This is a genomic window from Alterirhizorhabdus solaris (genome assembly GCF_007785815.1).
Lineage (GTDB): Bacteria > Pseudomonadota > Alphaproteobacteria > Sphingomonadales > Sphingomonadaceae > Alterirhizorhabdus > Alterirhizorhabdus solaris.
Map to the genome: position 1 here is coordinate 1 of NZ_VNIM01000010.1, position 17,285 is coordinate 17,285.

The 17,285-nt window shown below is 63.8% G+C and carries 16 protein-coding genes and 2 pseudogenes; 14 read left to right on the forward strand and 4 right to left on the reverse strand.

Features of this window, described 5'->3' with window-relative positions:
- Positions 1–582: 582 nt before the first annotated feature.
- Together FOY91_RS04105 and FOY91_RS04110 are read left to right on the forward strand one after the other, a co-directional pair.
- Positions 583–912: a hypothetical protein gene (locus tag FOY91_RS04105; protein ID WP_145148428.1), complete on the forward strand. Its 330-nt coding sequence runs from the start codon at positions 583–585 to the stop codon at positions 910–912.
- Between the two features lie 256 nt (positions 913–1,168).
- Positions 1,169–1,714 (forward strand): hypothetical protein, encoded by a 546-nt coding sequence (locus FOY91_RS04110; protein ID WP_145148430.1) that lies wholly within the window; start codon positions 1,169–1,171, stop codon positions 1,712–1,714.
- A 284-nt stretch (positions 1,715–1,998) separates the two neighbouring features.
- On the opposite strand, the gene FOY91_RS04115 is transcribed toward FOY91_RS04110, so the two are convergent.
- Positions 1,999–2,223, reverse strand: a complete 225-nt coding sequence (locus FOY91_RS04115; RefSeq protein ID WP_145148432.1) for a hypothetical protein — start codon at positions 2,221–2,223, stop codon at positions 1,999–2,001.
- Positions 2,224–2,768: 545 nt separating this feature from the next.
- On the opposite strand from FOY91_RS04115, the gene FOY91_RS04120 reads away from it, so the two are divergent.
- The 4 genes and pseudogenes from FOY91_RS04120 to FOY91_RS22755 all read left to right on the forward strand — a co-directional run.
- On the forward strand, positions 2,769–3,056 hold the full coding sequence (locus tag FOY91_RS04120; RefSeq protein WP_145148433.1) for a hypothetical protein: 288 nt from the start codon (positions 2,769–2,771) through the stop codon (positions 3,054–3,056).
- Positions 3,043–5,382 (forward strand): type IV secretion system DNA-binding domain-containing protein, encoded by a 2,340-nt coding sequence (locus tag FOY91_RS04125; RefSeq protein WP_145148435.1) that lies wholly within the window; start codon positions 3,043–3,045, stop codon positions 5,380–5,382. Before FOY91_RS04120 ends, FOY91_RS04125 begins: the two co-directional genes overlap by 14 nt.
- A 3-nt stretch (positions 5,383–5,385) precedes the next feature.
- Entirely contained in the window at positions 5,386–8,592 is a 3,207-nt protein-coding gene (mobF, locus tag FOY91_RS04130; RefSeq protein WP_145148437.1) for a MobF family relaxase, read from the forward strand.
- Between the two features lie 8 nt (positions 8,593–8,600).
- Positions 8,601–8,936 (forward strand): annotated as a pseudogene (locus FOY91_RS22755) (type IV secretion system DNA-binding domain-containing protein); the annotation flags it as partial.
- Positions 8,937–8,951: 15 nt separating this feature from the next.
- On the opposite strand, the gene FOY91_RS22250 reads toward FOY91_RS22755, so the two are convergent.
- Entirely contained in the window at positions 8,952–9,296 is a 345-nt protein-coding gene (locus tag FOY91_RS22250; protein ID WP_238995234.1) for a hypothetical protein, read from the reverse strand.
- Between FOY91_RS22250 and FOY91_RS22255 the strand changes: the two genes are divergently transcribed.
- Genes FOY91_RS22255 through FOY91_RS04145 form a run of 3 tightly spaced genes read left to right on the forward strand, consistent with a single transcriptional unit; the run spans position 9,295 to position 10,694 of the window.
- Positions 9,295–9,702: a hypothetical protein gene (locus FOY91_RS22255; protein WP_238995235.1), complete on the forward strand. Its 408-nt coding sequence runs from the start codon at positions 9,295–9,297 to the stop codon at positions 9,700–9,702. The genes FOY91_RS22250 and FOY91_RS22255 overlap by 2 nt on opposite strands.
- Positions 9,689–9,997 (forward strand): hypothetical protein, encoded by a 309-nt coding sequence (locus tag FOY91_RS04140; RefSeq protein WP_145148441.1) that lies wholly within the window; start codon positions 9,689–9,691, stop codon positions 9,995–9,997. Before FOY91_RS22255 ends, FOY91_RS04140 begins: the two co-directional genes overlap by 14 nt.
- On the forward strand, positions 9,984–10,694 hold the full coding sequence (locus FOY91_RS04145; protein WP_145148443.1) for a hypothetical protein: 711 nt from the start codon (positions 9,984–9,986) through the stop codon (positions 10,692–10,694). The genes FOY91_RS04140 and FOY91_RS04145 overlap by 14 nt, the downstream gene beginning before the upstream one ends.
- 960 nt (positions 10,695–11,654) lie before the next feature.
- On the opposite strand, the gene FOY91_RS04150 is transcribed toward FOY91_RS04145, so the two are convergent.
- The gene (locus FOY91_RS04150; RefSeq protein WP_145148445.1) at positions 11,655–12,341 is read right to left on the reverse strand and encodes a ParA family protein; all 687 of its coding nucleotides are present in this window, start codon (positions 12,339–12,341) and stop codon (positions 11,655–11,657) included.
- Between the two features lie 836 nt (positions 12,342–13,177).
- Positions 13,178–14,173 (reverse strand): hypothetical protein, encoded by a 996-nt coding sequence (locus FOY91_RS04155; RefSeq protein ID WP_238995236.1) that lies wholly within the window; start codon positions 14,171–14,173, stop codon positions 13,178–13,180.
- Positions 14,174–14,370: 197 nt separating this feature from the next.
- Between FOY91_RS04155 and FOY91_RS04160 the strand changes: the two genes are divergently transcribed.
- The 5 genes and pseudogenes from FOY91_RS04160 to FOY91_RS22565 all read left to right on the forward strand — a co-directional run bounded on the left by FOY91_RS04160 (position 14,371) and on the right by FOY91_RS22565 (position 17,098).
- Complete coding sequence (locus tag FOY91_RS04160; RefSeq protein ID WP_145148449.1) at positions 14,371–15,609, forward strand: site-specific integrase; 1,239 nt, start codon at positions 14,371–14,373, stop codon at positions 15,607–15,609.
- 187 nt (positions 15,610–15,796) lie between these two features.
- Positions 15,797–15,979 carry a DUF3008 family protein gene (locus FOY91_RS04165; RefSeq protein WP_145148451.1) on the forward strand — a complete coding sequence of 61 codons (183 nt, stop codon included), beginning with the start codon at positions 15,797–15,799 and terminating at the stop codon, positions 15,977–15,979.
- A 109-nt stretch (positions 15,980–16,088) separates the two neighbouring features.
- On the forward strand, positions 16,089–16,352 hold the full coding sequence (locus tag FOY91_RS04170; protein WP_145148452.1) for a DksA/TraR family C4-type zinc finger protein: 264 nt from the start codon (positions 16,089–16,091) through the stop codon (positions 16,350–16,352).
- Positions 16,353–16,632: 280 nt separating this feature from the next.
- Positions 16,633–16,884: pseudogene (locus FOY91_RS22560) on the forward strand (SRPBCC domain-containing protein); the annotation flags it as partial.
- Positions 16,885–16,969: 85 nt separating this feature from the next.
- Complete coding sequence (locus FOY91_RS22565) at positions 16,970–17,098, forward strand: SRPBCC family protein (protein ID WP_275265932.1); 129 nt, start codon at positions 16,970–16,972, stop codon at positions 17,096–17,098.
- The last annotated feature ends 187 nt before the right edge of the window (positions 17,099–17,285 follow it).

Sequence of the window (17,285 nt, forward strand, 5' to 3'; positions counted from 1 at the left end):
CCGCTGGCCCCTTGTCGCACCGTCGCATGTGGGGTGAACCCTACGGTTCCCCCCACGCCAGGCGATCGTCGGCGCGGACGCATCGGCATGGCCCCGCCGGGCCACACCTCGCGCCCGCGCCGACGATCGCCTTCCCCCCTCCGGTAAGGCGCTACCGCTCCCTTCGGTCAGCTCGCCCCGCGCCACGGTGAACGACGGTGCCAGACGCTGCCGGCGGACCAATGGACGTCCGCTGCGCGGCCGGCGCTTTCGTGGGATATCCCGTGAGGCGACGCCCGCCAGATCGGCCATGATCGAGATGCTGACGGTCCACCCGCCCCGGCTCGCTCGCTGGCGCTCCGGCCCCTACGGGCCTCCGCTGGCTACGCATCGGCCGGGGAAGCGCCGGTGCGGGCATCGAGCCCGCCCCGGCGCTGCTGCCGCGGGGTAAACTCTCTCTCAAATCGTCCCAGTCTGTCGGCCGCGGCGGCGAGCCTCAAGGACGGCAGAGTCCCACCTTTTTTTCTGCAAAAAAATCGTTCCCCCTACCGCCGCTAAAGCGGTCGCTTCGCGATCCTTGACCCTCGCCGCCGCGACCGACGCGTGAGCTTCGTCATCAAGACAAAGGAGGACGAAATGCAGGTCGCATTGTTCAGGGCGCTGAAATCCGCTAATATCGACGACGATGCAGCCGAGAAGGCAGTCGCCGTAGTCGAGGAGCATATCGAGATGGCCGTCGCACGCGCAGTCCAGCCATTGGACCAAAAGATCAGCTCCATCGAGGTAAAGCTGGAGCAGGGCTTAAAGGCCATCGACGGCACGTTGAAAGGTATCCAAACCTCCACCGATGTCCTCAAGTGGGCCGTCATCACCGAAGGCACCTTGATCGTCATCGCCGGCGCGATTGCAGGTTACGTCAAGCTGATCGGATAACACGGTCGGAGGGGCTTCGGCCCTTCCGGTCCAACACGGTTACAGGGGTCATGCGGCGAGTCCGCGTGGCCCTTTTTGTTGGCCTCCGAAACAGCCGGCGCGGGGGCGCGGGAACGGGCATCGAGCCCGTCCCCGCGCCGCTGCCGCACCCTTGCTGAACCGCCTGTCCACAGCACTGCCGTCGCGCCGTGGGGATCGGTCAGGACACTGGAGGAGAGAGGGAGAGGAATAGGCGGTTTCAACGCAGGAGGTCGACATGACCATCACGTTCCGCATCGATGACGGCTTCGACGCTCGCGAGCCCGGCCCGGCCATCATCACCGTCCACCAGCTCGGGTCGCTGCGCGACCTCCTCGCTGCCCAGACGGTGCGTCTCGGCTCCCCCCTGATCCTGCCCGAATATGGCGATCCGAGCGAAGCGGACTTCTCGTTCGACGCCCGGGTCTGCCCCCTCGCCCTCGCCATGGTCTCCGCCTGCTTCGATCATTATCCGGACGCGATCGCCGTCCTCGACGAAGCGCAATTCCGGGGCCGCCGCGTCCGAGTCTGGCGCTATGGGCCAACCCGCGACATCCACCTGTCGCTGTCGTCCAATCCGGATTCCGCGCCCGAGCTGAAGGTCGCCAACTGCAACGCCTATGCGCTGCTCGAAACGCTCGGTCTCGAACCCGACAGCGTCGGCGTCGTGCCGGTCACCGAGCTGCGCCAACGCCTGACCGATCCTCGCATCCGGCAACGCCTCGACGACGATCCGCAGCTGTCCCGCTACGTGCCTACGCTAGTCGCCATGGCGAGCCTCTAGCCGATCGAGGGAGACCTCAGTCTTGCATGGGCCTGACGACGCCCCAACCCTCTTGTCGAACGTCCCCGGGGATGCGCTGGCCTGACGGCCGCGCATCCCCTTTTTTTGCCTGATGCTGCCAAGCCGGCTGCGCCTCTGCCCCGACCGGCTCGCTCGCGAACTGGATCGCCCCTGCGGGCTCCCAGCCGCTACGCCTCGCCGGTCTTGCCAGCCCTGAATGAAATGGCCGCGCAGGGCATAAAGCCCTGCACGGCCATGGCGTGGTCCAGCGGGCTCGAACCGGCTCAGGCTTTCGCCATGAGCCGCCTCTCGACCTCGTCCACGCCCAGCGTCTTCACCGCCTCCATGATCCGCTCCAGCCGGTCCAGTGGAAGCTTCAACAGCCCCACCTTCTCGACCGTCCCGATCGCGGTCTCCCGCAGCTTCACCAGATGCGCCTTTCGGCGCGCCGCCAGCTTGCGTTCCTCTGCCTCGATCGCGGCCATTTCAGCGTCCAGTGACTTCGCCATTCTGCTTGCCTTTCGGTCAGGCTGATCGGGCTCTGAACGGCACGATCATAGCGGCCCGGATCGGATGGGAAAAGCGGCTTCGTACCCCCCTGCCCTCGCCTCGGAGACCAAGCCCATGACTCTCCTGCTCGACATCGCGAATAATCCCGCGCGAAGCGCTTTCAAACCCTGCCAGCTGCCGCCTCACGGCGGACCCGGAACCGGCCGAAACCGGGGACCGGACGCCGAACCGAAAGGACCGAGGCAGCACGACGATCACGGGGGGAATCGGGACTATGGATAGCACACCCTTGCAAGCTGCGCTTGCTTTTGTCTCGTGTATTCAGCGACTTACCGTATGGCCCATGCTGTGATCGCGGAGGTGCAGATTGTGTTCGCCACGAACACGCATGGATTATCGGCCAAAATCAGCGGTGTAGCAGTGTTCGCCGCGAACACGGGGGCTCCAGACGGCCTCTGATTCCCGTTGCATCACTGGGGAATAGGGCGTAATCAAAGACTGCTTTTCTCAGCGTCCACCAGCCTCCTGCTAGAGGTTGGTGCATATGTCCTACCGTCATTGCACGGTTCGTTTGACCCCCGAGCAATATGTCCGCCTGACGGACATGGCAAAACGCGAGGGCCATCCGCCCGCGGAGATCATCCGGCGGGCCGTCGACTTCTTTTTCAACGGCCACAAGCTGCTGACCGAGAGTCAGACGCGCCATATCAAAATCTGCGAATATTCGCAGGTCGCGCTCGACACGATCATCCGTGAGGAACACCCCGAGTTTCACGACCGGATAGTGTCTGAAACGACGCGTCGGATGGAGCGCTTGCATGGCCCGCGCTGACATCCGCAGCGACGGGCGTCCGATCCCGCTCAAGCATCATTCCGCCCGCGGCGAACTGCCACGCAACTCGGGCAATTTCACCCGCGGAAGCCAGCTCCTCAACACCCAGGTCTTGATGTGGCTGCAGGGCGCGAAACTCCCCTTCTTCATGTGGCTCGGCCTGTTCGCCATCGCCTACTTCATCATCCTGTCGGTGACCCTCGACGAGAACAACGTGCAGCTCATCTGCATGCGCATCCTGTCGGGCCTCTGGGACTGGGTCTCGCTGGACAACCTCAAGCAGGTCAACCTGCGTCTGCCGGACGGCTCGATCCACCGCACGATCATCGGCTACGTTCCCTTCGTACCTGACGTCATGCTTGCTTGGTCGAAGGCGGTGCGCGGCCTCATTGGTTCGACCGCGATCGCCAGCTTCGCGACCATGCCCGCGACCATCTGGTACGTCGATTTCTCCGCCCGTCGCGGCAAGGCGATCGTCCAGGAACGCCACGAGCGCGGCGCCATGCTGGTCGAGCGTGACGTGCTCTACCGCGAGGTCATCCAGCACAACCATGCCGAGTTCGAGAAGGAGGCCAGATCCCTCTTCCCCGACAAGACGGCGGAGGCCGTGCTGAAGCTGCCGTTTGGGGCACGCAAGGCAGGCGGTCTGCACCATCCCTACTATCTCGCCGGCATCCCCTACCCGCACCGGCTTGAGCAGTCCCACACCATGCTCATCGGCACCACCGGCGCCGGCAAGACCACGGCGCTCCGCAAGCACATCGCGCAGATGCGCCAGCGCCAGGACAGCGCCGTCCTGTTCGATCTCACCGGCGCCTATGTTGAGGCGTTCTACGACCCGTCGCGCGACACCATCCTCAACCCGCTCGACCAGCGCTGCCCGGCCTGGACGATCTTCAACGACTGCCGAACCTACAGCGAGTTCACCGCCGCCGCCGCCGCCCTCATCCCGTCTGATGGCGGCTCGTCCGAGCCGTTCTGGGCGCTGGCCGCACGCACCCTGTTCATCGAGATGTGCATGAAGCTCATCGAGAAGGGCATGACGTCCAACAAGGCGCTCGCCGAGAACCTGATGACCGCCGACCTCAAGCAGGTCCACAAGCACCTTCAGAAGACCATCGCGGACCCCCTCACCGCCCCTGAAGCCGCCCGCATGGCGGAGTCCATCCGCGCCGTGTTCAACACCAACGCGCAGGTCCTGCGCTTCCTCCCCGACGAGGGTCCACAATACTCGATCCGCGACTGGATGACTGGCGACAAGAAGCCCGGCTCGATCCTGTTCATCACGTCCAACTACACCGACCTGGAGATGAACCGGGCGCTGCTCACGCTCTGGTCGAACCTCGCCATCCACTCGCTGATGACGATGGCGAAAACCCGGTCCCTGCGCACCTGGTTCATGTTCGACGAGCTGGGCGCCTTGCACCGCCTGCCGGCGATCGAGAGCGGCCTCCAGACCGCCCGCAACTTCGGCGGCGCGATGATCCTTGGGCTCCACTCGTTCGACAAGCTCGTCCAGGTCTATGGCGAGGAGAATGCGCGCAACCTGTCGTCGCTTGCCCGCACCAAACTGATCCTCGCCGCAGCCGACCTCGACACCGCCGAGCAGTGCGCCCGCTACATCGGCAACCGCGAGATCCGCCAGATGGATGAGGGCTATAGCTACGGCTACAACAACACCCGCGACGCCTCGACCCTGACCCCGCGCAAACAGGTCGAGCCGTTGGTCATCCCTGACGACATCACGAACCTGCCGAGCATGCACGGGTTCGTGAAGTTTCCTGATGGATTTCCGGCCGCTCGCATCCGCCTCGAATGGGAGGATTACCCCAAGGTCGCCGAGGGCTTCGTAGCACGGCCCCCGGCCAGGCCGGACGACCCGGAGGGGGCAGTTCGCGGAAGTGGAGGGAAGCCGGGCGGTGGTGATGAGGATGGCGGGCGTGGGGAGTCCCTGACCCTGTCAGATGAGGAGCCTCGCAGTGAGGCGAACGATCTGGCCGCCAGCGTTCTTTCGTTGCCCACCGAGGACCAAGACCGGGAGGCGCGCGAAGAGGTGAACCGAGAAGCGGAGACGCGTCTCGACGCCACCGCCGCGAGGACTGATGCTCGAGATCGGGAGGATCTGGTCGAGCGTGGCGAAGACGCTACCAGCAAGGGCGATCAGGTCGTCGGCCCAGATGCGACACTTATCTCGACCAGCGTGTCTCCGCGATCGGGCCATGACGCCCCGGCCTCCGCGTCGAAGTCGGAGGACCTTGCCATCCGTGAGGCCCGCGATGGCTTCGGCCTTGGCGATGACGATGACGATGACGGGATGGGGATGTAACCGATGCACTCGATCGCATCGGTCAAGTCGGCCTCCGGCGCCGGCAAATATTTCACCAACGACGATTTCGTCAGTGGCGATTATTATACCGACGAGCACGCCGGCGATGTCAGCATGTGGGGCGGCGATGGCGCGGCCGAGGCGGGACTGTCCGGCGCGGTCAGCCGGGAAGCCTTTACGAAGGTCTTGGAGGGCGAACTGCCGTCCGGCGAGAAGGTCGACGTCCGGGACGGTCGCCGCCCCGGGTTCGACCTGACCTTCTCCGCGCCCAAATCCGTGTCGGTGCTGGCCTATGTCGCCGGCGACAAGCGTATCCTCGGACCTGATGGCGCGCAGACGCTAGCGGTCCAGAAGACTATGGCGTGGGTCGAGAAGAACCTTGCTGCAGGCCGCACTACAGCGGACGGCAAGACGACCTCGGTGAGAACCGGCAACCTCGTTTACGCGCTCTTCCAGCACGACACGAGCCGGGCGCTCGATCCGCAGGCGCACATTCACGCCATCGTCGCCAACATGACGAAGATGCCGGACGGCAAATGGCAGGCGCTCGATGCTCAGAAGATATGGGCGAGCAACACCGTCATCGGCTCGATCTATCATGCCTATCTCCGCGAGGGCATGGAGAAGCTCGGCTACAAGGTCGAGCTGACCGGCAAACACGGGACGTTCGAGATCACCGGCGTCCCCAAGACGGTGCTGGAGGCCTATAGCCAACGGCGCGAGCAGATCCTGGCGAAAGCGGATGAACTCGGCATCGTCTCGCCTAAAGGGCGAGATGGCGTGACCGTGAACACCCGCGATCCGAAGCTCAACGTCGAGGATCGCGACGGCCTGCTGACGACATGGCTCGACAAGGCAGAAACTCTTGGATTCAGCGGCAAGGATATCGTCGCCGCGGCCGAGAAGGCGGTACAGGCGCGCGAGGCCACCGGGCCGCTTGAGCGCGGCTACAACGCCGTTGTCGAGGCAGTAAAAAGCGCCGGTGCGTTCCTGTCCGGCCTGATGCACTCGCCCGACCCGCTGGTCGACAAGGGGATCCTGCGTATCGCCCAGACTCCGGCCGAGGCGGGTGCGCAGCTGGCCGCCGCCTCTGCCGTCCGCATCCTCAACCAGCGCGAAGCCGCCTTCGATGTCGACCGGGTCGCCAAGCAGGCGCTCGACCTCGGTGTTCGCGGCGTCACCATCGATCAGGTCGAGGCGCGCGTCGAACGCCTCATTGCGCAGGGCAAGCTCATCCCCGGCGAAATCCGTGTGGAAGGCAAGATGGTCAGTGCGGTCACCACGCCGGAGGCACTGGCCACCGAAGAGCGCATCCTCGCTCGCGTCGAGCAGGGCAAGGGCCAGGCGGTCGCCCTCGTCGCCCCTGCCGATGCGCCCGACCGGCTGCAGGCCGCCTGCCCGCACGAGCTCAACCCCGGCCAGCTTGCCGCCGCCACCATGATCGTCGCTGGCGAGGACCGCCACGTCGTCGTTCAGGGCGTCGCCGGCGCCGGCAAGTCGACCATGCTGCAGGCGGTCGCCCGCGTCGCGGAAGCCGAAGGCAAAACCGTGCTTGGCCTCGCCTTTCAGAACAAGATGGTCGCCGACATGAAGGAGGGTGCCGGCATCGAGGCGCAGACCATCGCCTCCTTCATCTGGCACAACCAGGCCCACGCCGCCGAGCCCGACACGCAGGGCGCGCGCGAGAAGCGCGAGGCGCTGCAGGACACGATCATCGTCGTCGACGAGACCTCGATGGTGTCGAGCGACGACATGCTCAAGCTGATGACGATCGCCGAAGCAATGGGCATCGAGAAGGTCGCCATGATCGGCGATCGCCAGCAGCTCTCCTCGATCGACGCCGGCAAGGCCTTCGCCATGGCGCAGGCCGCCGGCGCGCCGATGGCGCGGATGGACGAGAACATCCGTCAGCGCACCGACCAGCTGCGCACCGTCGCTGCCCTCGCCAACGTCGGTAGGGCGGGTCAGGCGCTGCGCGTACTTGGCGACAAAGTGGTCGAGAATGCCGATCCGGCGACGCACGCCGCCGAGATGTGGCTGGCGTTGTCGCCGGAGGAGCGTGGCATAACCGCCGTCTTCGCCTCCGGTCGGACGGCACGCGGCACGATCAACGAGACGATCCAGGCAGGGCTTGTCGAGGAGGGCACGCTGAACGGAGACGGCATGGCCGTCACCATCCACGAAAGCGTCAGCAAGACCCGCGAAGAACTGCGCTACGCCGACAGCTACAAGGTCGGTCAGTCGCTCCGAGTTAGCGGCCAGGTGCCCGAGGTGGGGCTGAGACGCGGCCTGTACGAGGTCACCCAGGTTCTCGCCAACGGCAAGGTCGAGATCGATCACAATGGACGTAAGGTTCGGTTCGACCCGCAGAAGATCGACCCGGCGATCAAGAACGACCGCCTCGAGCTGACGACGAAGAAGGAGATCACGCTCCACGAGGGCGACCGCATCCGCTGGACCGCCAACGACAAGGAGCGCGGCATGCTCAACTCGGCCCTGGCGACGGTCACCGAGATCGAGAACGGCCGCGTCACGGTAGAGCTTGCCGACAAGGAAACGATCACTCTCGAGAGGAACGACCCGATGCTGTCGCGGTTCGACCTCGCTTACTCGCTCAACATGCACATGGCTCAGGGCATCACCACCGACAAGGCGATCACGGTGATGCTCAGCTACGAGAAGAACCTGTCGAACCAGCGCCTGTTCAACGTCGGCGTCACCCGCGTCCGCGACGACGTGACGATGGTGGTCGACAACCAGGACCGGCTCGAGCGCCAGCTCGACCGCAACCCCGGCGACAAGACCTCCGCGCTCGAAAGCCTCGGACGCCTCGACATCGACGGCCCCGCCGAGCGGACCAAGGGCGCAGACGATGCGCTTAGCGCGGCCATGGCCGTCCGAGACGGCAACGAGCCGATCGTCGTGCCCGATCTCGCCAGCCTTGCCCTCAATGACCTGCCACCAATGGGAGCGTCGGAGACGGATTATTCCAAGGAGGAGAGCTGGAAGGAGCTCACCGCGGTCGATCCGATGAAGCCCGACGAGGCAGGCAGGGACAAAACGAAGGAAGACCTGCGCGCCGCCGAACGCGATGACAGCCTCGGGATCGGACCGCTGGACATGGATGACCTGCGCGGCCTGCCGCCGATGCCCGGGGAACCCGGCCGCATCCCTGGCCTGCCTGAGAAGAACCTGAGCCTCGATTTGTGAGAACCGACATGACCCTGATCCTGCGTGGCAGCCGCGACACCATCCCGCCCAATATTCTGTCAGACCTGATCGCCGAGGCGCGTGCCGGCGATGGCCGACTGGTCGTCGTCGACGAGGGCGAAGGCCTGCCCGCCCGCTTCGCCGACCCGGACATCGACCTCCTGCTCGATCCGGCCCGCGGCAACTGGGACTTCTTCGCTGACCATGATTGCGATCACGATCGCGACATGACCCGCGCTGCCAAGGCTATTACTGCCGGAGCGGAGGTTCCGCCCGCCGCCTTGGGGCTGGCGCGCCGGATCATCGCCGAGCTGCTGCATGACGTCACGCGCTATTCGGGAGCGGACCTCGCCGCCCTGTCAGAGCGCGTCGGCACTGTAGGCTACGATGGCGTGATCGTCTGGATGCGGGCGCTCAGGCTGGCGGACGATGTCGACCGCGACCGGATCGCGTGGGCGGTGCCCGCGATCCTCGCCGACGCCGGTGGTTTCGCCCGGCGTGATCCGCGCATGCCGCTGGTCGGCATCCGGCGCCGGTTCGCCGGCAGCCCCCGCCGCATCCTGTTCATCGCCGCGGGCGAGATGCACGGCGCCTGCCGTTCGGTCGCCGCCGCCGTCGCCTGCATCGTCGCGCACGAGACGGAACACGACAGGACGGTCAGGATCGCGACGCATCGCAAGGATTTTGAGCGGGGCGAGCCGCATGATGCTTATGGGTACGACCGACCGTCGCGCAGGCGAGATGCGCGACCTGGCGCGCGATCTGCTGATCGTCCGCTCCACCACCATCGTCAGCGACGAGGCCTCGCTGTTCGACCCGGCGACCGAGGCGGCGCGCATCCTCAACGCGGGCGCGCTCGCCTGCCTGAAGAGCGCCGAGGAACTGGAGCGGCTTGGCAGCCGCTTCGGTGCGTCGCGCCGAAGACTCGCCGCTGAACTGATCCTTCGGCTGCTGCTGATCGGGGTGGTGTTCGCCGGGTGGATGGCCTGGACGACGACACCCCCCTCCCCGGCCGAGGTGCAGTGGATGCGGATGTCCGAGCAACGGCTGAGTGCGGCCGACATGGTTTCCAGGCCCGAGACGAGGGAGGTTGGTGATGGGGAACGCTGATCGCAGCAATCAGGCGATGATCGACCAAGGAGAGGATGGGCCTGTTAGCCCTGAGGATCTGGCGGACAGCTTCCGCACCCAGTCCTACCACCTGATGGAGCTGCACCCGATCGTCGGCGCGCATCTCGTGCTTGCAGCCGCCTCGCTCGCGCCGACCTGCGATGACGAGCGCGACGTCGCCGAGGAGTTCTCTGATCTGATCGCCGAGTTCGCGATCGAACTCCGCCGTCTCCATGCCCGGACGAAAGCCCTTCGCATGGTGGAAGCACGGGAGGTTTCTCATGGGACTTGCTGACCGCGATTACATGCGAGAACGTCACCGCCAACGGACCGGCGCGACGAAGTGGAACGAGCGCAAGACCCGCGTCGAGATGGACGACGGCATGCCGCTCGGCAGCGCCAGCTGGGTCGCAGACACGGGGGGGTGGTTCGAGCGCAAGAACCGCGGGTTCGACTACCAGAAGGGCCGATGGCGACCGGGCCGCCAAGCTCGCCCAGGTGCTGTGCAAAAATGGATCATCGCGCTATCGGCGCTGACGTTCCTGATCCCGGGCTATCGCGAAGCTAAGCGGAACGGATGGTTTCCCGACATGCAGCCGGCGGTGACCTTTCCCCGCTCGGGGAGCGTGACGGTCAACCGCAATGTCGATCCACACAAGGCAACCGCACGGCTGAGGGTGACGACCGACCAAGCCAACGCCGTCGTTCAGCTCTACGACCGCGACACCGACGAACATATCATCTCGGTCTATTTCCGCCGCGACGACGAGGCGACATTGGCGGTGCCCCCCGGCGAGTATCGTATGCAGATCGTCGAGGGCTACACGTGGCACGGGCCTGCCAACTATTTCGGATCGTCCACCACCGCCGACACAGTGATCGCCGAGATGCGGTTCGGGCAACAGGCGATCCACGGGATCGATCTGCACCGTCGGCCCAACGGTAACCTTAATACCCGCCCTAATCTCGCGACCCCTACGGCGCGGGACTGAACACATGACGACATTGTTGGACCTGCACGACGAGATACCGAATGCCGAAAAGGAGACACCGGCCAACAATCGTCGCGCGCTGGCCTTTCGCTAGGCTCGCAGCATTCGGTAGCCGCATCGCTCCTTAAGGTCGCTGCTGATTGCCTCGCGCCAAGCTCGGCAACCGATCTGTACATCGCCAAGCATTTATGGGGCGAGGTTATCGACTTTTCAGATGAGCTATCTCTCGCTCACGGCGAGGCGCTCAGGGCGGGGCAACTCGACGGACGTCTGACAACCGATGGCATAAACGTTAGGGGTCTCGATCCGTCATGGACTTACATCTTCGAAAACAGGATTCCGATGTGATATAAACTAACAGGGATTGTTGATCTGCGTCCATCGCGGAACCCTACGATTTTTTGAACAAATCCTTAATAGAACGGTAACTTGCCGAGTCGGCACGGAAGATCGGCGCGTGCAGAACCCCCGTCCTAGTTGACTTTCGCTTTCCTTTCTAAGTGTTTAACCGAGAGGAAGTGGAGTCACGCGTTTGACGCCGGTCTACACGGTACAGCCAACTGGGGTTGCTTTGCGTCGCTCTTCCATCCGCCAAGCAAGCCCCCTGCCCTGCCTATCGAGCAGCCCCACCGAGTTCTCGTTCGTAAAGCAGGAGCGTCGCATCTTCCACGACGTCGGCCAGCACGCGCTTCCGCGTCGGGTCCGCGTCCCGAAGGGCATAAAGCCTCGCAGCGGTTTCGGGATCTACCCTCACGTTGATGGCGATGTGGCGGTTACCGGTCACACGTGGAGGGCGTTGAAATGTCCCGGCTTGGGGAAGCTCTACAGGCACGGGCGCCGCTGCCGCTGGGACAGCGGGACGTGAAGGAAAGCCCGCCCCTTCACTGATCTCGCGTAGCTTGGCTGGATCCTTGTTCGGGGGGGTCTCATCGAACTCCGAGAGATCGAGCCTCGACCGGGTCATGCTGCCTCCTTCACGGTACGCGCCTTGCGCAGCCTGGCGATCACGGCTGCCGCATATGCCTCGGCGTTCTCGAGCGCCGCCTTCATGTTACCGACGCCTTTGTCGTTGATGGTGCGAAGCGTGCCGCCAGCGGCGAACATCGCGCGATAAGCCTCGCGGTTGTAGATCATGACCGGAAGGACTGGAATTTCCGCATCGTTGAATTGTTCCGCGATGTCCTTCTGATTGTTCGAGCGCAGCGCAGGTGGGATTTGGCTGAACAGGACCGCATAATCGATCTCGGTTCTCGTGCCTCGAGCCGTCTGTTTGACGAGCTTGATAGCGCGAGCAGCTTGGGTGGCATCTAGATGCGACCCCTTGCAAGGAATGATCACAAGATCGCTTTGAGCGATTGCGAACGTAACGGTCGCGGTCGCCGCGCCTTCGAGGTCGACGAGCGTGAAGCGCGCTTCCGACGCGCCCCTCTCGATCTCGTCGATGATCGCGTTTTCATCGCGGCACCCGACGACGGTGATGGCATCGGGACGTCCCGGTAGCTGCCCCCAGTCGACCAGCGGAAGGTTTGGGTCCGCATCGATAAGGCGTACGGTGCCACCCGCGTCAGATAGTTCCCCGGCAAGCAGAAGTGTCGCGGTGGTTTTGCCCACCCCGCCTTTCGGGGACACGAAGCTAATGACTGGCATGCTGCTCTCCACTCGCGGCTTGGTTGCTACTAAGTAGCAGCCAAAAACCAAGCGCTGCCATACCGCGTTTTGCTCGCAAGTGTCTAGCGTCATTAACGCAATTGTGTCGCAACCCGCTCGCTTGAAAATTGCAAGTCTGACGGCAGCTGGAAGCGACCGAGGCGCGGCCAACTTGCTACCAAGACGCATCATAGTCGCTATCCGCACGCCTGCTGGTTGATAGCAACAACCCACTCAACATCCGCCAACACCCTATCACCGCCGAGGACAGCGCTATATGCTTGATAGTGTGCCGTCGCATAAGACACTTGGCCAGCTTCATTGTTTGGCTGCTAGCTACTAGCTGCCCTGTTGCTATCAACTAACAACCCTATAACCTGGTATTTGCTTGGAGCTTTTGTTAAGGAGCGAGCCACGGAGCCGGATCGGACTGCCCACTCACAAACCAATCAGGATTGAAAGCGGCGTTATCTAAGAGGTCCTACCCTAGGCATAGACGCTCCCGCCTCCAGAGCCGTCCAGGGGAGCGTAAAATGCGCCGTCGGCTCCGTTCGGGGGCAGGCATGGCCCGAGAGCTTGGACGACGTGTATGAGCCAGAGCTTTTGGGAGAATTGACCTGCTTAGAATGTCGATCGTCGTCCAGCGCGGGACCCTCAGATTAGCGACCAACGATCTGTGATAGGGCGTAAACGGGTGGAGCCAGCGTGAAAGATTGGCGCGTCTGGAAGTCCCGTTCCAGATAATTTCTGCTTTCCTTTTAGGCATAAGCCGTCGAGAGGGAGGGCGTCGGATACCGATCTACAGTCTCGGCGTATGCCGCACTTCCGCGCATGGACTAAGTTTGATCAACGCCATCGCCATCGCCGACGTCTGAACCTACGCCGAGGCGGGCGAGCATGGCGTCGAGCTCAGCCATCTCGACATCGAAGCGGGACAGTGACGGATCGAGCGCCTCGCTCACTTTGGGAGGCTTCAAAGGTCGACCAACGGAACGGCGCGCGAAACCGAATGCTACTGCAAGGTCTGTGACGAGATAAGTCTTCCAAGCCTGGCGGCCGCTGATCTCCACCAGCAACCCGGCATCGGCGGCGCGCGCCAGAAGTTTACCCGCTCCCGATATGCTCAACTCGAGCTGCCGAGCCACAACTCGCGGACTCGTAACCGGTCGAAGCTGCAAGAGTGCGAGAAGTGGGAGAAGCTTCCCGGGGCGAACGATGTTGCCCGCTACGGTCGCAGCGAGGAGGCGATGTTCTTCCATGGCATCTAGCCGTTGAAGGCCCGTTACGGCGGCCTTAGCAATCTGGCGAAGAAAGCGCGCGACGATGGCCTCACCGTCCCGCGGCGTCAGTCGAAGCGCTTTGTCAGCAATGGCGAGGCAGGGGAGGGGAGTGGCCGTTACCTCCATCGAATGAAGTAGCCGAGGCAAGTTCAGCCAACTTGCGATTGATCGGTTTGCGCGAGCATGGCGACCGAGCATCTCGAGCGCACGCAGGAGAGCAGGACGGTTGCGCCAATCGTCCGGCGTGGCTGTCGAATAGGCTACGTCATCTCGCCAGTGGTGGACGGAGTGATCCCTCAGATCAGCCTGCCACCGCGTCAGGTCGCCAGCGTCATCCGACATGGACGGTGGACTGATCCGACCCGGGATAGAGACACCGCATTCGCGAGCAAAAATGTCGATTTCTTCGATTTCGGTGCTTTGGCCCCGGAGCGAGGCGGCATAGCCTGACCAAGCCGCGCGTTGGCGCCAGGCATTCGCTACAGGGCTGACGGCAACACGGGCGTCCAGACGGGCAATCGAAGCAGAGGCGCGTTCGATCCGCTGGGCCATCTTTGGCGTCCAAACAGGCATTGAAAGGTCAGGAAATGGTTGCATAGGAGCGAATATATATCCTCAGGCGCATTCTTCAGTCTAGCATGGCGGCGCTGAGATTCATACAACGCTTGATAATTGCAGTTATCACATAAGCGGAATTGACCCCTTCTTGTAAGGTGCGGTACAAGCCTCGCTGAGGAGCGTGATGCGTCATGGCCACTGGAACCGCCTTGGAAGGGCCGAAAACCGCCGTATCGGCGCCTGAGGCGGTCCTGCCGGCCGTCTGGGCGCCGACCGACCTCGCTTGGACGATCGTGCAGATGCGCGCCGGCGAGCGCATCACCGTCGACGAGGCGCTGATCGCCGCCTATCAGGCCGCCTCGTCGCCCCACAGCATCCGTGCGCTCAAATCCGACGTCGAGGCGTTTGACGCCTGGTGCCGGCGCACCAACCGGGTCGCGCTGCCGGCAACGGCCGAGACCGTGGCCGACTATCTCGACGCGCGGGCGGGGAAGGGGAGCCGACCGGCCTCGCTCGCCCGCTACAAGGCTTCGATCGCCAAGATCCACCAGCTGCTCGATCTGAAGGATCCAACGCCGGCGCCGCTGGTCAAGCTGCGGCTGCAGGCGGTTCGGCGCGAGAAGGGGGCGGCGCAGAAGCAGGCACGGCCATTACGATTCAAGGGGCCTGTGCGCGACATCGAGCGCGACAAGGCGCGTGGGCTCAACATCCGCGCCCTGCTCGAGAGCTGCGGCGACGATCTGCCGGGCCTGCGCGATCGCGCCCTCCTGTCGGCCGCCTATGACACAGGACTGCGGGCCTCCGAGCTGGTGGCGGTCGCGGTCGAGCATATCGAGGAGGCGATCGATCCCGAGGCACGGCTGCTGCAGATCCTGCGCCACAAGGGCGACAAGGACGGAGAGGGGGCAACCGCCTACCTCAGCCCGCGTAGCGTGGCGGCGATCGCGGCCTGGACCGAGGCGGCCGAGATCACGGTGGGGCCGCTGTTCCGACGGGTGCAGGTGCGGCGGTACAAGGCCCGCGCCGCCGTGCGGGGGCGGCCGATCGACAGCATCTCGGGCCGTGAGACCTGGGATCTGCGCAAAACGCTTTCCAAGCCGGCGGTGAAGGCGCGCGTCGAACATGACATTGGCACCATGGCGCTACACCCAGGATCAATCGGGCCGATCTTCCGGTCGCTCATCCAGCGGGCGTTCGATCTCGGCGCGCTGCCCGATCTGACGGCGGAGGATTTGGCTCGGCTGCTCAAGGGGATCAGCGCGCATTCGACGCGGATCGGGCTGAACCAGGACCTGTTCGCTAGCGGGGAGGATTTGGCGGGGATAATGGATGCGCTGCGGTGGAAGTCGCCGCGGATGCCGCTGGCATACAATCGCAATCTCGCGGCAGAACAGGGGGCAGCAGGACGTCTTATGGCGAAATTGGTATGACTGCCCCTGGGACATTCCTACCGCTCGGCGCCGCGACTAGGAATGTCCGGTTACGCCGACAACGGCCATTCGTGGATTAGCCTAGCCGCGATGCGGCGCGTGCGCGGTCGCTGCCATGCGCCGTCGGCGGGAGCCAATCCCGGAAAGAAATGTTGTTGTATCCCGTCACCACCACAGGAGAGAGACGATGCCGGCGACGTCAAAGGCCCAGCAAAAGGCGGCAGGTGCCGCGCTTGCCGCCAAACGCGGTGAAGAACCCAAATCGAGTCTCAAGGGCGCTTCCAAGCAGATGGAAGAGTCCATGTCCGAAAAGCAGCTCGAGGAATTCGCGAGCACGAAGCGCAAAGGCCTGCCCAACAAGAAGGACTGATCGACCCTAGCTTCGCACGGGCTCGCGCACTCCGCAGCCCATATATTGGAATTGCCCGCCACAATCCCCATCTCGGGGTCCTCCAGCATCGAGTTTCCGGTAGTCGCACATGGCCAATGGTTGGGCGCCCGATGGCGCCGTTCAGGATCAGATCGAGGACAGCATCAAGGACGCGCTGTCGAGCGCGCGGGCGCGGCTTCCATCCGGCGATGGGCTGGAGGAGTGCGAGCAATGCGGCGATGAGATCCCGGAGGCGCGACGTCGCGCACTGCCAGGGGCACGGACGTGCGTACGCTGCCAGGCCGAGCGCGATAAACGTCCGGTCCATTCTGGCATTAACCGTCGCGGCAGCAAGGACAGCCAGCTCCGCTGAGGCGGGCATTTCCCTTGGCACCGCTCGCGTCTTGAAGGCGGGCGTTTTCGATCCCACATCGGATTTATCGTCAATAACGGAAAGGAGGTGGTCAGATGTCTCATTGTCATATGCCGATCACGGCAGAAGTTCTGAGCTTGGCCTCCACCGCGGGGCTCCCGCTCGTCTGAGCTGGCCGCATTCGGCGGACAATGGAAAGGCCGTCCCGAAAGGGGCGGCCTTTCGCATATCGGCTTGCCGCGCTTGCGAGGTACGCTCCTATGCCTAGACTGAGCGGCGCATGACCGAATCCCGCATTCATATCGCCTCGCGCGTCATCCTCTCTTCGCCGCGGGCGATCTTCCGAGCATTCCTCGACGCCGAGTCTGTTGCCTCATGGCGACCGCCCAAGGGGATGACCGCCCAGATCTCCAGCTTCGATCCGCGCGTCGGCGGTGGCTATCGCATGGCGTTCCACTACCCGCCGACCGAGCATGGTCGCGGAAAGTCGACCGATGATGCTGACATCTTCGAAGGCCGCTTTCTTGAAATCCTGCCCGACACGAAGATCGTCGAGGCCGTGGTGTTCGAAGCCGACGACCCGAGCTTTAGCGGCACCATGACAAATCGCCACCAGCCTGACCCCGGTCGCCGACGGGACCAAGGTCAGTTTTCGCGCGGAAAATGTCCCGTCCGGCATTTCCGAGGCAGATCACCGAGCAGGCATGGAATCGACGCTTAAGAATCTCGCGAACTTTCTGGAGTGACCGCGTCAATCGGCTTAGTATCAATTCGCCAGCTCACCCTCGACGGAGCCGAACGGGCATCACGGGTCGAGATTGGTCTCAGCGTCGCGTCAAGGTAGAAGGCACGAATATCCTCCTGGTCGCGAAATCCGCTTCGTTCGTTAAGCCAGACGATGAAGGGCCAGCTTTCCCCCGAATAATCTCGCAC